Raw genomic sequence first — 14,642 nt, 5'->3', positions numbered from 1 at the left:
ACTGAACAACTGTGGGAACCATCGCGAACCCCGAAGGCATCACCAACCCGCCGATCGACGAGCTGCTGGACAAGACCTCGTCGAAGTACTCGCTGGTGATCTTCGCGGCCAAGCGTGCCCGCCAGGTCAACGCCTACTACAGCCAGCTCGGTGAGGGCCTCCTCGAGTACGTGGGCCCGCTCGTCGAGACCACGCCCCAGGAGAAGCCGCTCTCGATCGCCATGCGCGAGATCAACGCCGGTCTCCTGACCGCCGAGGCGACCGACAACCCCTGACGGCCCGCCGCACGGCTGAGCATCGGAGATCCCGCGCCCACCCCGGTGGCCGCGGGATCGTTGCATTTTCGGCACTCCCTACCAGGGCACTGCTCCCTCGCGGCTGAGCACGGTGCCGGTCGGGCCGTCGTCGCCGAGGGTGGCCAGGTGAACGATCGCGTCGGTGCCCTCGGTCACCGTCTGGGTGCCCTGACCGCCGTTCAGGTCGGTCGCGGTGTACCCGGGGTCGGCCGCGTTGACCAGGATCCCGGGCAGGGCGCGCGAGTACTTGAGGGTGAGCATCGTCAGCGCGGTCTTGGAGATGGCGTAGATCGGCGGCACGACCCGCCAGTCGAACATGTCGTACTCGAGGGTGGCCGCGAACGAGCCCACCCGGGACGAGACGTTCACGATCCGGGGATGCTCGGACGCGCGCAGCAGCGGCACGAAGGCGTTGGTGACCCGTAGCGCGCCCAGCAGGTTGGCGTCCAGCTCGGCCGCCGCGTCCTCGGCGGTGGTCCGCTCGAGCGGGGTGGCGACGCTGTTGACGGCGGCGTTGTTGACGAGGACGTCGAGACGCCCGTACTCGGCTCGTACCCGCTCGGCCGCGGCGTCGACGCTCGACTGGTCGGTGATGTCCAGGTGCAGCCACCCGACGCCGAGCTCGCCCGCGGCGTCCCGGCCGCGTCCGGGATCGCGCGCGCCGATGAGCACGGTGTGCCCGGCCTCCGCGAGGCGGCGGGCGGTCTCGCGGCCGATGCCCTTGTTGCCGCCGGTGACGAGAGTGATCGTTTCCATGCCGGTCAGCCTGCGGCCGGCCGGGCGCGGGGGGAAGGCGCCGTGCGTCGGTAGGACCACCGGTACCACCCGGGCGGCCGGATACGATGATCACGTGACCGAGACTGTGCGGGCGCCGGGGTTCGGGACCCTCCTGCGCGGGTTCCGGGACCGCTGCGGCGCCGATCCGGCCGGCCTGGCCCCTCCCGGCCTGGCCGCTCCCGGCGGTCGCGCCCCCGGCCTGGCCGCTCCTGGCCGCCGCGCCCCCGGCCTGCGCCGGGAGGAGCTGGCGCTGATCGCCGGCGTCTCGGTCGACTACGTCGTTCAGCTCGAGCAGGGCCGAGCCGCCCGCCCGTCCGCGCCGGTGGTCGCCGCCCTGTCCCGGGCTCTGCGGCTCGACCAGGACGACGCCGCGCTTCTGCACCGTGCGGCCGGACTGGCTCCGCCGAGCCGGCCGGCCGACCGGGTGGTGCCCGCCGGCCTCGATCGCATGGTCACCCGCCTGGCGGAGTGGCCGGTCGCCGTCTACTCCGCCGACTGGTGGCTGCTGCGCTGGAACCCGGCCTGGACGGCGCTGCTGGGCGACTCGGCCGAGCTGCGGGGGCGGGCGCGCAACGTCGTCTGGTTCGAGATGACCCAGCCCAACCCACGCGTGTGGGTCGACCCGGCCGAGGACGAGATCTACCGCGACGCGATAGTGGGTGACCTGCGGGTGGCCTACCTGGAGAGGCCCGACGACGCCGAACTGGCCGATCTGGTCACCGCGCTGCACGAGACCAGCCCCGAGTTCGCCGAGCGCTGGACCGCGGCCCGGCCCGCGCGGTACCGGGGCATGCGCAAGCACATCGACCATCCGACGGCCGGGCCGATGGTCCTGGACGGCGACGTCCTCCAGGTTCCCGGCTGCGATCTGCGGATGGTGGTCTACTCCGGCGCGCCGGGCACGCCGGACGCCGAGCGTCTGGCGCGGCTGACGGCGCCCGGGTGACGTGGGGCAGGATCGGGTGGGGATTCCGGATGGCGGGTCCCGCTCTCGTACGGGGGTCTTGGTGACTGAAGTCGTGCTCGGGGTGGGTGGCGGCATCGCCGCCTACAAGGCGTGTGAGCTGTTGCGGCTGTTCACGGAGTCGGGGCATGGGGTGCGGGTGGTCCCGACCGCGTCCGCGCTGCAGTTCGTGGGGGCGCCCACCTGGGCCGCGCTGTCCGGGCGGCCGGTGGCCACCGAGGTGTGGCAGGACGTGCACGAGGTGCCGCACGTGCGGATCGGGCGGGCGGCCGAGCTCGTCGTGGTCGCTCCCGCGACAGCTGATCTGCTGGCCAAGGCGGCGCACGGCATCGCCGACGATCTCCTCACCAACACGCTGCTGACGGCGACCTGCCCGATCGTGTACGCGCCGGCCATGCATACCGAGATGTGGGAGAACCCGGCGACGCGGGCGAACGTGGCGACCCTGCGGTCGCGCGGCGCGGTGGTGATCGAGCCGGCCGTGGGGCGGCTGACCGGCCAGGACACCGGCAAGGGGCGCCTGCCCGATCCGATCGCGATCTTCGAGCTGGCTCAGCGCGTACTCAAACGGGGTCTTGACCTTGATCTGAAGGGCCGCCACGTCGTGGTGACGGCGGGCGGGACCCGCGAACCGCTCGATCCGGTCCGGTTCCTGGGGAATCGGTCGTCCGGCAAGCAGGGGTACGCCCTGGCCAAGGCGGCCGCGGCGCGGGGGGCGCGCACCACGTTGATCGCGGCCAACGTGACGCTGCCCGATCCGGCGGGTGTGGACCTGATCAGGGTGGGTACGACCGAGGAGTTGCGCGCGGCCACCGTGCAGGCGGCGGCCGGGGCGGACGCGATCGTCATGGCGGCGGCTCCGGCCGACTTCCGGCCGGTGAGCGTCGCGGCCGAGAAAATCAAAAAGACAGACAGTGGTACGCCGTCGCCCATCGAGCTGACCACCAACCCGGACATCGCGGCGGAACTGGGCGCGGCGAAACGGGAGGGGCAGATTCTCGTGGCGTTCGCGGCCGAGACGCACGACGCTCTGGAGAACGCTCGCGCTAAGTTGATCAAGAAACGTGCCGACCTGATCGTCGTTAACGAGGTGGGAGTGGACCGCGTGTTCGGCGCCGACCACAATGAGGTCACGCTGCTGGGCGCTGACGGGAGCACGGCGAGCCACGCCGAACTCCCTAAAGACGATGTGGCGGATATGATTTGGGACCGCGTCGCCGTCCTACTGGATGGGCAGGTGGGCGGCGGTGAGCCAGCCCGGGTGCGGTGACTACACTTCCCGGTTACGTTGTATTCGACAAATCTGAGGAGCACCGTGGCACGCCGCCTGTTCACCTCCGAGTCGGTCACGGAAGGCCACCCGGACAAGATCGCTGACCAGATCAGCGACGGTATTCTCGACGCCCTGCTCCGGCAGGACCCCCGCAGCCGCGTCGCGGTGGAAACGTTGATCACGACCGGCCAGGTGCACGTGGCGGGTGAGGTCACCACGCAGGCGTACGCCGACATCCCCAGCATCGTCCGCGACACCATCCTGCGGATCGGCTACGACTCGTCGAAGAAGGGCTTCGACGGCGCGTCCTGCGGCGTCAGCGTGTCCATCGGCTCCCAGTCGCCCGACATCGCCCAGGGTGTGGACAGTGCCCTCGAGCTGCGTGAAGGCGACAGCGAGCACGTCCTCGACTCCCAGGGCGCCGGCGATCAGGGCATGATGTTCGGCTTCGCCTGCTCCGAGACGCCCGAGCTGATGCCGCTGCCGATCGCGCTCGCCCACCGCCTGGCCCGCCGGCTGTCGAAAGCCCGCAAGGACGGCACGATCCCGTACCTGCGACCCGACGGCAAGACCCAGGTCACCATCGAGTACGACGGCTTCCGCCCGGTCCGTCTCGACACGGTGGTCGTGTCGTCGCAGCACGCGGCCGACATCTCGCTGGAGTCGCTGCTCACGCCGGACATCCGCGAGCACGTGATCGCGCCCGAGCTCGAAGGACTCGGCCTCGACATCGACGGCTACCGGCTGCTGGTGAACCCGACCGGCCGCTTCGAGATCGGCGGGCCGATGGGTGACGCCGGCCTGACCGGCCGGAAGATCATCGTTGACACGTACGGCGGTTACTCCCGGCACGGTGGTGGGGCGTTCTCCGGCAAGGATCCGTCCAAGGTGGACCGGTCGGCGGCGTACGCCATGCGGTGGGTGGCGAAGAACGTGGTCGCGGCGGGGCTGGCCGAGCGGTGCGAGACCCAGGTGGCGTACGCGATCGGCAAGGCCCACCCGGTGTCGCTGTTCGTCGAGACGTTCGGCACGGAGAACGTTCCGGTGGAGCGGATCGAGAAGGCGATCAACGAGGTGTTCGACCTTCGGCCGGCGGCCATCATCCGCGACCTGGACCTGCTGCGGCCGATCTACCAGCAGACGGCGGCCTATGGGCACTTCGGGCGGGAGATTCCGGAGCTGCTCTGGGAGAACACTGACCGGGCCCAGGATCTTAAGAACGCTGCTGCCTGAGGGTTTCGCTTTCAGCCGGTGTCCCCTTTGGGGGGCGCCGGCTTTTTGCTTGTGCTGGGACGGTTGAGGGCCGGGTGTGGCCGACCCTGACTGGCTGGGGAGCGCTTTACGTCTGGGTCGGCCACACCCGGCCCTCAACCTTGCGTGGGGTTTCGGTGCCGGGCAGTCGGGGGGCACTGGCTGCTTGGTGGTACGAGGGGTGGGCTTTCACCTTGCGCCTGGGTGTGGGGCGGGGTTCGCTGCCGCGCTGGGGTTCGGGTGGGCGGGTCTGTCGGGCAGGCCGGGCTGGGTGGGGGGCTGGGCGGCAATTCCAGGCCGGTCGCGCGGGTTTGTCGGTTGGCTTGGTGCCCTGCCGGGCTTGGTCCGCTGGCTGCTTCAGACCTGCGCCTGCTTCAGCCCTGCGCCGGCCCAACCCATTCGCCGGCCCAACCCCTGCGCCGGCCCAACCCCTGCGCCGGCCCAACCCCTGCGCCGGCCCAACCCCTGCGCCGGCCCAACCCCTGCGCCAGCCCAGCCCCTGCGCCAGCCCCAGCCCCTGCGCCAGCCCCAGCCCCTGCGCCAGCCCCAGCCCCTGCGCCAGCCTTTGTCCGGCGTCTGGATCGGTCTGTGGGCTGGCTTGGTCGGCTGCCTGGCTCGGTCCGGCGTCTCGCTTGGTTCGCTGGTCGGCTTGGCGGCTGCCTTCCTCGTCTGTGGTCTTGTCGCGTTCGTTGCGCTGGCGGACCGCATGCCTTGGAAGGCTCGTTCCGCACCCACCACCTTGGTAGGCCCGGACTCGGCCCGTCACTTTGGTGAGTCGATTGTCTCGTGGTTCGAATGTTGCCTGGGTTCGCGTCTTCCTCGGTCTGCGGCGCTTACCGCGGGCCGCAGTTCCGGGGGTTTGCGGCGTCCTCGGTCCACGCGTTGCTCGGTGCGCGCGTTGCTCGGTCTGCGCGTTGCTTGGTCCGCGCCTTCCTAAGCCTGCGGCTCCTGGGTGGCGCGTCTTCGGGTTGGGCCTCCTTCGTGCGCGTTGGCCATCGGTGATGTCTGGGGGCGGTGCGTGTGGGGAGGGGCTTGGTCTGCGGGGGTGGGCGGGGTGGTCACTGTGGGTTAAGGACGGTGGGGGTGGGGACGAAAGGGGTCTGGGGTTGGAAAAGGGGGCAGGATGCATTCTGAGCTGGGGAGGATGGCGAGAGGGGATGATCTTGGCGGTAGTCTCTTCGGGCATGGGTCGAGATCTAACTGAGGACGCCGTCACTCTGTGGTGTGCGGTGGGGGCCGGGGACTTTGCGAAGATCGAGGCCGGTGAGTGGCGGGCGTTGCCTGGTGGGGTGGACCTTCGCGTGTTTGCCGGGCGGGGGGCCGCGGAACGTGTTGCCCGGGAAGAGATCGTGGGGCGGGAAGGTGCGGGCTTCGTACTGAAGCTCGAGGTTCGGCGGGAGTTCTTTGCGGACGGTGCGGTTCCCGGCGACGGGCTCGTGGTCGCCGCCGGGGATGTGGCGGAGCTGAACACGCAGCTGGCGGGGACGATTGTGGAGGCTGTGGACTTTCGCGGGGCGGTGGATGACGCGGAGTTCGCGGGCGGCCCGTCGTTGCCGGCGGCGTGGCGGGCCTATTTGCAGTCGCCGTCGTGGTTTCGGCGGGGGCTGCTCGCCTCGGGGAAGTACGTGTGGCTGTACCCGCCGGCGGAGGGGCGCGAGATCCTGGCGATCTGGGAGGCCGAGGAGCGGTTCCCGGGGATCGCGCTGATCGGTGGCGACGGTGGTCTCGAGAATTTCGTGTTCGACCTGCGGCAGGATCCGGCTCCCGTGCTGATGGTCAGCAACGCCAGCGAGTCGTGGGCGGACGCCGTCGTGCAGGCGCCGGACGCGGCCGACTTCATCAAGCGGCTGGAGGACGGCACGTTCGACCTGGCCGTGGGTTAGAAGAGGGCCGTGGGGTCCACTTCGATGCGTACGGGCTGAGGGGCCTTTTTGGCGCTGCGAACGGCGGCCGCCTCATGCAGGGCGTGAGCCAGCGGGGCGGCCTGGGAGCGCGGGACCCGCAGGAGCATGCGTTCCTGGTCGTCCTGGGCGGGAACCGGGCCGAGGAGTTCCACGCCGGCCGGTAGGCGCGCGGTGTTCAGGAAGTCGTTGACGGCTTCGGTCAGGCCGGTGACGCTGGCCATGCGGGCGGCCGGCGGAAAGCCGAGCTCCCGGCGTTCGGTGAGTTCGCGGGTGGCGAACCAGGCGGGATCCCAGCGGATCAGCGCCTGAACAGTGGCCAGGGAGCCGTCGGCGACGACGATGACACGGCCGTGCGGGGCGGGTTTGGCCAGGGCGGCCGCGTTGAGCCAGCGGCGCATGGTCTCCTCGGCGGCGCGCAGGTCGGAGCGGGTCAGCAGGGCCCACGTGTCGAGCAGGAGCACGGCGCCGTAGCCGCCGACGGCGACCGGTTCGGCGCCCGGAGTGGACACGACGACGCTCGGCTCGGCCGGGACGGTGTCCAGGACCTCGTCCCGTCCGGACGTGCGTACCGTCGCCCCGGGGAAGGCACGGCCCAATTCCTCGGCGGTACGGCGGGCGCCGGTCACCGAAGCGCGCAGGCGCCGGCCGCCGCACGTGGGGCACGCGTACGCGGCGGCGGCCCGGCCGCACCACCGGCAGGTGGGCACGTCGCGGGCGCCGGAAAGCTCTAGCGAGCCGGAACAATGGGGACAGCGCGCGGGCGTACGGCAATCGGCGCAGGCGATCGACGGCAGATAGCCCCGCCGGGGAACCTGAACCAGAACCGGGGTCCCCGCCTGCAGCGCTTGCCGAGCCGCCTGCCAGGCCAGACTGGGCAGCCGCGCGGTAGCGGCGCCCGGATCGCGCGCGAGCTGCGGATCGTCACCGGTCGGCTGGATCGCCGGTGCCCGCCGCCGCAGCACGTCCCGCCCGGCACTGATCTCCTTGGCCCAGCCCGTCTCGAGGAGCAACTGCCCTTCGCCCGTACGCGCGAAGCCCGCCACAAGCGCAGCCGACCCGCTCAGCTGAGCCCGCGTCAGAAGCACCTCACGCGCGTGCGGATACGGCGCCCGCGGCTCCCCGTGCAGGTCGTCCCCGTCATCCCAGATGACCACGAGCCCAAGCTTGGCCACCGGCGCCCACATGGCGGCCCGGGTACCCACCACCACCGGCACCTGATGCCGGCTGGCCGCGAGAAACCGCCGGTACCGTTCCGCCGGCCCGAGCGCCGCGTTCAGCGCCACATGCTGCCCAGCCCCCAGCGCCACCCCCAGAGCACGGTCCACCCGATCGAGATCCCGAGCGTCCGCGACCACGATGACAACCCCGCGCCCACCCCGAACAGTGGCCGCGGCCGCCTCGGCGATCCGAGCCGCCCAGTCCTCACCCGGCAGCGCGCTCCAGACCGCCCGCGCGTCCCGCCCATCCGCCACCGCCCGCAGAAAGGCCGGCCCGGCAACATACGATCCCCAGCCACCAACCTCAACCGCCGCCCCAGTCACCCCGCTCCCGGCCGCGCGGCCTCCGATCGCGCCCGCCATACCGCTTCCGCTCGCGCCGACCCCGCTCGCGCCGACCCCGCTCGCGCCGATCGTGCCCGCCGCTGTCATGCCGGCCGGGCTGATCCCGGTCGTGCCCGCCTGGGTCATGTCGGCCGGGCTGACCCTGGTCGTGCCCGCCGCTGTCATGCCGGCCGGGCTGACCCCGGTCGTGCCCCCCTCTGTCACGCCGGCCGTGCTGGCCCCGGTCCTGCCGGCCTCTGTCATGCCGCTCGGGCTGACCTCGGTCAAGCCGGTCGGGCTGCTTTCCTTCATGTCGGTCGGGCTGCTCTCGGCCATGCCGTCCGCCGCCACCGCGGGGCCGTCGGCGGAATCTGAGGCGTTATGGGCCGCTATGTCTCCAGGGACTGCCGGTTGTATAGGGCCGCCCGCGGTCGAATCCGGAACCCCGGCGGGCGGGGCCACCTCGGCGCCCAGGGCTCCGGCGGCGCCGTCGGCGGGACCGAGGTCGAGGTTGCTGTGGTCAGACATTTTCCGAATGCCCGAGTCGAAGGCCACGGCGACACTGCCCGAGACGATGGCAGCCGACGAAGGCTGGGGAAAGTCTTCGGCCGCCGAAGCGATGGCGGAAGGAATGGCGTCGTCCGCGGTAGGGGCGGCACCGGCGGGTGGGTCGGTGTCGGCTGGCCCAGCGGTGTGGGCGTGGGACGGGGCAGGGGCCGCCAAGGGGTGGGCTGCGGGAGCGCGGGCCGACGAGGCATGGGCCGACGGGGTGAGGGGCGCTGAGGGGCTGGCAGCTGGGTCGAGCGGCGCCGGGTCGAGCGGCGCCGGGTCGAGCGGCGCCGGGTCGAGGGGCGCTGGCTCGAGAGGCGCTGCGGCGAGGGGCGCTGGCTCAAGGGGCGCTGCGGCGAGGGGTGCCGGGTCGAGGGGCGCTGGGTCGAGCGGTGCTGGGGTGCTGGCCGCCGGGTCGAGGGCTGCGGAATCAACGGGTGCTGGGGTGAGGGGGGCCGCTGGCTTGGGGGACTGGGCCTCGACCCGGGCGTGGCGTGGGGGTACGGCCAAGCGCAGGACGTCGCAGAGGTTGCCGGCGTAGCGGTCGGCTATGGCTCGGGCCAGGCGGGTGATCTCGGGGTCGAGGACCTGCTCGGGGGAGACGACCTTGTCGAGGTAGGCCAGTTTGCCGCCGTGGGGGGACGTCTCGGCGCGTTCCAGGAGGAAGCCGCTGACCAGCTGGCCGGCGAAGCGGACCTTCACCCGCACGCCGGGCCGGGCCGCCTCGTCGTCGGTGGACGCGACCAGGTAGTCGAAGAGACGGTCCAGGTGGGGCAGGGGGACGTCGACGCAGACGCGGGCCACCGGCAGGGTTTCCGCCGGTGTTCGGTCTGCTCGCGTGCCCTTGGTAGCCATCGCAGCCATTCTGCCCGGACCCCCTGACATTTCCCGGCGGCCACCACGGGATTCGGATCACACATCCGATCGGATAAATAATCCGCTCTCATGCTACGGTCGACGCCACGAAGGGAGCTGGTCATGAACGTGTTTCTCACCGGAGGTAGCGGCTATCTCGGTGGTGTGGTGCTGGAGCGCCTGATCGAGGCGGGGCACCGGGTCGAGGCGCTCGCGCGGTCGGAGCGGGCCGGCGAACGGGTCGCCGCGCTGGGCGCGGAGCCGGTGCCGGGGGATCTGCTCGCGAAAGAGGTCCTGCGCGAGGCGGCCGAGCGGGCCGACGCCGTGATCCACGCCGCCGTCGACTACGCGGACCCGAACATGGCCGACATCGAGGCGGCCGCGTTGACCGCCATGCTGGTCGGCAAGCCGTTCGTCTACACCAGCACCGGTCTCGTCTACGGCGAAGGTCAGCTGAGCGAGGACGACCCGGTCGACGTGAGCACCGCCGCGCAGCCGCACAAGGTGCTGGGGGAACGGGCCGTGCTCGCGGCCGGGGGCACGGTGCTCCGGGTTCCGCTCATTCACGGGCGCGGGGGATCGGCGCTCATTCAAGGGCTGATGGGCTTCGGCCGTACGCAGAAGACCGTGCCTTTCGTCGGCGAGGGCCGGCAGGTCTGGGCGGCGGTGCACGTGGACGATCTGGCCGATCTCTTCGTGCTGGCGCTGGAGAAGCCGCAACCCGGCCGGATCTTCAACGCGGCCCCGGGTGACACCTTCGAGATGGGGCAGCTCGTGCGGCTGATCGCCGAGCGCACCGGCGCGGCCGCGGTGTCGCTCGCCCCGGAGCGGGCGCAGGGGCAACTTGGAGTGCTGGCGCGCAGCGGCGGGATGGACGGAACGCGGGCGCGGGAGACCTTCGGGTGGGCGCCGAGCCGGCCGGGGCTGCTCGATGATGTGCGTGGGGAGTCCTACTAGAGAGAATGTCCACCATGGATGCCGCTGAAGCCGTGAAGACCCTGCTGTCGCCGAGCGCCACCCACGATCCCGTGCCCGCCTACGCGGCGCTGCGGGAGCACGGTCCCGTGCTGCCCGTGGCCGACGGGTACTACTTCGTCTCCGGCTACGCGGCGGTGGACGGCATTCTGCGGGACGCGGCCATGGAGACGTACGACATCAAGCGTCTCGACAGCCGCTGGGACGACTGGCGTGACAACAAGGCGCTCGAACTCTTCGCCGACTCGATGTTGCGGTCCAATCCGCCGGATCACACCCGGATGCGCCGGCTCGCCGCGGGGGTCTTCACCGCGCGGCGGGTCGGCACGCTCCGTTCGGTGATCGAGGAGCAGGTCGCCGAGGCGCTGGACGGGCTGGACGGCACGGCCGATCTGATGTCGGAACTCTGCTATCCGCTGCCGATCGGGGTGATCACCGCCCTGCTCGGGGTGCCGCCCGAGGACCGGGGGCAGTTCCGGCGGCTGGCCGAGGCGCTGACCGCCGTGCTCGAGGTGCGGTGGACCCCGGAGGATGAGGCCAAGGCGCACGAGGCCGCGGTCGAGCTCGAGGACTACTTCATCCACCTCGTCGCCAAGAAGCAGCGGGAGCCGGGTGGCGACCTCACCACCGCGCTGGCTCAGGGCGGGGAGCTGACCGGGCGGGAGCTGCTCGGCAACCTGATGCTCCTGCTCGTGGCCGGCTTCGAGACCACCACCAACCTGCTCGGCAACGGCATCGTCCTGCTGCTCGACCAGGAAAAACGGGGGCCGGAGGCGTACGTCGAAGAGATCCTCCGCTTCGACTCGCCGGTCCAGCTGACCGAGCGCTACGCCACGCGCGACACCCAAATCGGAAATGTCCGAATAAACGCCGGGGCGGAACTCGTCCTGCTGCTCGGAGCGGCCAACCGCGACCCCAGCCGCTTTTCCCGGGCCGACGAATTCTGGCCGGACCGCCCCAACAACACCCCGCTGTCGTTCGGCGCGGGCGCCCACTACTGCCTCGGCGCACCCCTCGCGCGGCTGGAGGCGCAGATCGCGCTGCCCGCGCTTTTCCAGAGGTTCCCGGAGATGCGGCTGAGCGAGAAACCGGTGCGCAGGCCGAGGATGAACCTGCGCGGTTTCCAGGCCCTGCCGGTGACGCTCGGCACGCCGGAGCACTCCGTAGACTAGTTGGGTGCCAGCCCACGATCTCAGGAGCCTTGTCGCGTGACAGTCCAGCCCATCCGTCTGTTCGGCGACCCGGTGCTCCGGTCGCCGGCCGATCCCGTCGTCGACTTCGACAAGGAACTGCGCAAGCTGGTCAAGGACCTGACCGAGACCATGCAGGACGAGGGCGGCGCCGGTCTGGCCGCCCCGCAGCTCGGCGTCGGCCTGCGGGTGTTCAGCTTCGACGTGGATGACGTGGTCGGGCACATCGTCAACCCGGTGCTCTCCTTCCCGGACGACGAGGAGCAGGACGGTCCCGAGGGCTGCCTGAGCATCCCGGGCGTCTACATCGACACCAAGCGCCGCCAGCACGTGGTCGCCTCCGGCTTCAACCAGCACGGCGACCCCATCCAGCTGGTCGGCGACGGGCTGATGGCCCGCTGCGTGCAGCACGAGACCGACCACCTCGACGGGGTTCTGTTCATCGACCGGCTCGACGCCGCCGCCCGCAAGGACGCGATGAAGCAGATCCGGTCCGCCGAGTGGTACGACGCCGGCAAGCCCCCCACGATCAAGCAGAGCCCGCACGGCCGGGGCATCTTCGGGCTGGGGCGGTGACCCGGTGCGCCTGATCTTCGCCGGCACGCCGGCCGTCACCCTGCCCAGCCTGGACGCCATCGCCGCGTCCGGCCACGAGCTGCTGGCCGTGGTCACCCGCCCCGACGCCCCGGCCGGGCGCGGCCGCCGCCTGGTCCGCTCGCCGGCCGGCGCCTGGGCCGACGAGCGCGGCATCGAGGTGCTCACCCCGGCCAAGCCGCGCGAGCCCGAGTTCCAGGAGCGCCTGCGCGAGCTCGCCCCCGACTGTGTGCCCGTCGTGGCGTACGGCGCCCTGGTCCCGCCGAGCGCCCTCGAGATCCCCAAGCACGGCTGGGTCAACCTGCACTTCTCGCTGCTGCCGGCCTGGCGCGGCGCCGCCCCCGTGCAACACGCCGTCCTGCACGGCGACGAGGTGACCGGGGCCAGCGTGTTCGAGCTGGAGGCGGGCCTCGACACCGGCCCGGTCTACGGCACCCTGACCGAGGACATCCGTCCCACCGACACCTCCGGCGACCTGCTCGAACGGCTCGCCACCGAGGGCGCCGGGCTGCTCGTGGCCGTGCTCGACGCGATCGAGGCCGGCGCCGCCCGGGCCCATCCGCAGCCGGCCGACGGGGTGACCATCGCCCCGAAACTGACAGTGGACGACGCGCGGATCCGCTGGGACGACCCGGCGTTCGCCGTCGACCGTCGCGTCCGGGCGTGCACGCCCGCGCCGGGCGCGTGGACGACCCTGCGCGACGACCGGCTCAAGCTGGGACCGGTGCGCCCGGTGGCCAACGCGCCCCAGCTCGCGCCGGGCGACCTGCTCGTCGAGCGCACCCAGGTGCTCGTGGGCACGGCGACCACACCGGTCGCGCTTTCCGAGGTGAGGGCGGCCGGCAAGAAGCCGATGCCGGCCACCGACTGGGCACGAGGGCTGCGGATCCAGCCGGGGGAGAAGCTTCAGTGACCGACCACAGGGCCAGCAGGCCGCACGGTTCCGGACGTCCGCGCCGCGGCGTCGAGGGACCGGGCTACGACCGTGACTCCCGCTCGGGACGGGCGCCGCGCGCCGGCCGCCCACCGTCCGACCCGGCCCGCCAGGCCGCGTACGAGGCGATCGCGGCCGTGCACCGCGACGACGCGTACGCCAATCTCGTCCTCTCCGAGATCCTGCGGGACATGGGGCTGGACGGGCGGGACGCGGCGTTCGCGACCGAGCTGACCTACGGCACGCTGCGCACGCTGGGCACGCTCGACCTGATCATCGCCTCGGCGGCCGGCCGGGAGGTGTCGCGCATCGACCCGCCGGCCCGTGACGCGCTGCGGCTCGGCGCTTACCAGTTGCTGCACACCCGGGTGCCGGCGCACGCCGCGGTGAACCAGACCGTCGACCTGGTGCGCTCGGTCGCCCCGGGCGCGGCCGGCTTCGCCAACGCCGTGATGCGCACGATCTCCGAGACGCCGCTCGAGGCGTGGCTCGAGCGGCTCGCCCCGCCGTACTCCGAAGACCCGATCGGCAACCTGTCGGTGCTGCACAACCACCCGCAGTGGATCGTCCGGGCCTTCGACGAGGCGCTCGGCGGCGACCTGGCCGACACCACCCGCCTGCTGATCGAGGACAACCAGCCGCCGGTCGTGCACCTGTGCGCCCGTCCCGGCCGGGCCGACGCCATCGAGCTGGCCGACGAGGTCGGCGGCGTGCCGGCCGCGTTCTCGCCGTACGCGGTCTACCTCAACGGCGGTTCCCCGCGCGAGCTGGCGGCCATCCGCGAGGGTCGCGCCCACGTGCAGGACGAGGGCTCCCAGCTGGTGGCCGCGGCCCTGCTGGCCGCCCCGATCGAGGGCCGCGACACCCGCTGGCTCGACCTCTGCGCGGGCCCCGGCGGCAAGACGGGCCTGATCGGCGCCATCGCGTCGGCCCGGGGCGCCGAGGTGACGGCGGTCGAGGTCGCCGAACACCGGGCCCGCCTGGTGGAGAAGGCCACCGAGGGCATGCCGGTCACGGTCCTGCCGGTGGACGGCCGCTCGGTGGGCCGCGACCCCGACCTGCCCGAGGAGTCCTTCGACCGCGTCCTGGTCGACGCCCCGTGCACGGGCCTGGGCTCCCTGCGCCGCCGCCCCGAGTCCCGCTGGCGCCGCCAGCCCGCCGACCTGCCACCGCTGACCAAGCTGCAGCGAGAACTCCTGGTGGCAGCACTGCGAGCGGTCCGCCCGGGCGGCGTGGTGGCCTACGTGACCTGCTCCCCCCACATGGTGGAGACCCAGGTGACGGTGACCGAGGGCGCCCGCCGCAGCGGCGTCGAGGTCGATTTCGTCGACGCCCGGCCGCTGCTCCCGCCGGGCATGCCCGGCCTCGGCACCGGCCCGACGGTGCAACTCTGGCCTCACAAGCACGGCACTGACGCCATGTTCCTGGCCGTCTTGCGAAGGACCACTTAGAGGTACGCCTGCGGCGGCCCCCAACCGCAGCAATCCAGAGCCGGCGGCGCCGCGCGGCCTCTCGCGAAACGAGAGGCCGCGGCGCGCC

Annotated in this window: 12 protein-coding genes; 10 read left to right on the top strand and 2 right to left on the bottom strand. The window is 72.1% G+C overall.

Annotated features, from left to right (window positions below; genetic code table 11):
* The first annotated feature begins 11 nt into the window (after positions 1–11).
* Positions 12–275 (top strand): DNA-directed RNA polymerase subunit omega, encoded by a 264-nt coding sequence (gene rpoZ / locus AB0C26_RS00650; protein WP_015623990.1) that lies wholly within the window; start codon positions 12–14, stop codon positions 273–275.
* 78 nt (positions 276–353) lie between these two features.
* Here rpoZ and AB0C26_RS00645 read toward each other — a convergent pair whose 3' ends face one another.
* Positions 354–1,052, bottom strand: a complete 699-nt coding sequence (locus AB0C26_RS00645; protein ID WP_360239287.1) for an SDR family NAD(P)-dependent oxidoreductase — start codon at positions 1,050–1,052, stop codon at positions 354–356.
* Between the two features lie 94 nt (positions 1,053–1,146).
* Here AB0C26_RS00645 and AB0C26_RS00640 point away from each other — a divergent pair, with 94 nt between their 5' ends.
* The 4 genes from AB0C26_RS00640 to AB0C26_RS00625 all read left to right on the top strand — a co-directional run bounded on the left by AB0C26_RS00640 (position 1,147) and on the right by AB0C26_RS00625 (position 6,444).
* On the top strand, positions 1,147–2,019 hold the full coding sequence (locus AB0C26_RS00640; protein ID WP_360239284.1) for a helix-turn-helix transcriptional regulator: 873 nt from the start codon (positions 1,147–1,149) through the stop codon (positions 2,017–2,019).
* Positions 2,020–2,077: 58 nt separating this feature from the next.
* Positions 2,078–3,307 carry a bifunctional phosphopantothenoylcysteine decarboxylase/phosphopantothenate--cysteine ligase CoaBC gene (coaBC, locus tag AB0C26_RS00635; protein ID WP_360239281.1) on the top strand — a complete coding sequence of 410 codons (1,230 nt, stop codon included), beginning with the start codon at positions 2,078–2,080 and terminating at the stop codon, positions 3,305–3,307.
* A 45-nt stretch (positions 3,308–3,352) separates the two neighbouring features.
* Positions 3,353–4,543 carry a methionine adenosyltransferase gene (metK, locus tag AB0C26_RS00630; RefSeq protein WP_360239278.1) on the top strand — a complete coding sequence of 397 codons (1,191 nt, stop codon included), beginning with the start codon at positions 3,353–3,355 and terminating at the stop codon, positions 4,541–4,543.
* 1,307 nt (positions 4,544–5,850) lie between these two features.
* Entirely contained in the window at positions 5,851–6,444 is a 594-nt protein-coding gene (locus AB0C26_RS00625; RefSeq protein ID WP_360239275.1) for a hypothetical protein, read from the top strand.
* On the opposite strand, the gene AB0C26_RS00620 is transcribed toward AB0C26_RS00625, so the two are convergent.
* Positions 6,441–9,410 carry a hypothetical protein gene (locus AB0C26_RS00620; RefSeq protein WP_360239272.1) on the bottom strand — a complete coding sequence of 990 codons (2,970 nt, stop codon included), beginning with the start codon at positions 9,408–9,410 and terminating at the stop codon, positions 6,441–6,443. The genes AB0C26_RS00625 and AB0C26_RS00620 overlap by 4 nt on opposite strands.
* Positions 9,411–9,533: 123 nt before the next feature.
* Between AB0C26_RS00620 and AB0C26_RS00615 the strand changes: the two genes are divergently transcribed.
* From AB0C26_RS00615 to AB0C26_RS00595, 5 genes are read left to right on the top strand one after another with little or no spacing between them, the layout of a single operon-like run.
* The gene (locus AB0C26_RS00615) at positions 9,534–10,367 is read left to right on the top strand and encodes an NAD-dependent epimerase/dehydratase family protein (protein WP_360239269.1); all 834 of its coding nucleotides are present in this window, start codon (positions 9,534–9,536) and stop codon (positions 10,365–10,367) included.
* Positions 10,368–10,381: 14 nt separating this feature from the next.
* Positions 10,382–11,557 (top strand): cytochrome P450, encoded by a 1,176-nt coding sequence (locus tag AB0C26_RS00610; protein WP_360239266.1) that lies wholly within the window; start codon positions 10,382–10,384, stop codon positions 11,555–11,557.
* 36 nt (positions 11,558–11,593) lie between these two features.
* Positions 11,594–12,151, top strand: a complete 558-nt coding sequence (def, locus tag AB0C26_RS00605; RefSeq protein ID WP_360239263.1) for a peptide deformylase — start codon at positions 11,594–11,596, stop codon at positions 12,149–12,151.
* 4 nt (positions 12,152–12,155) lie between these two features.
* Positions 12,156–13,082 (top strand): methionyl-tRNA formyltransferase, encoded by a 927-nt coding sequence (gene fmt / locus AB0C26_RS00600; protein ID WP_360239260.1) that lies wholly within the window; start codon positions 12,156–12,158, stop codon positions 13,080–13,082.
* Positions 13,079–14,554 (top strand): transcription antitermination factor NusB, encoded by a 1,476-nt coding sequence (locus AB0C26_RS00595; RefSeq protein WP_360239257.1) that lies wholly within the window; start codon positions 13,079–13,081, stop codon positions 14,552–14,554. Before fmt ends, AB0C26_RS00595 begins: the two co-directional genes overlap by 4 nt.
* The last annotated feature ends 88 nt before the right edge of the window (positions 14,555–14,642 follow it).

The organism is Actinoplanes sp. NPDC048796, assembly GCF_040650035.1.
Taxonomy (GTDB): domain Bacteria; phylum Actinomycetota; class Actinomycetes; order Mycobacteriales; family Micromonosporaceae; genus Actinoplanes.
The sequence above is the reverse complement of the archived record's forward strand: the minus strand, read 5'-3'. Positions and strand labels throughout refer to the sequence as shown.

What these genes read in the sequence shown, in the direction of transcription:
- AB0C26_RS00610 (WP_360239266.1), top strand. Translation starts at nt 10,382, where the DNA reads ATGGATGCCGCTGAAGCCGTGAAGACCCTGCTGTCGCCGAGCGCCACC.
- AB0C26_RS00620 (WP_360239272.1), bottom strand. Translation starts at nt 9,410, where the DNA reads ATGGCTACCAAGGGCACGCGAGCAGACCGAACACCGGCGGAAACCCTG.
- AB0C26_RS00645 (WP_360239287.1), bottom strand. Translation starts at nt 1,052, where the DNA reads ATGGAAACGATCACTCTCGTCACCGGCGGCAACAAGGGCATCGGCCGC.
- AB0C26_RS00615 (WP_360239269.1), top strand. Translation starts at nt 9,534, where the DNA reads ATGAACGTGTTTCTCACCGGAGGTAGCGGCTATCTCGGTGGTGTGGTG.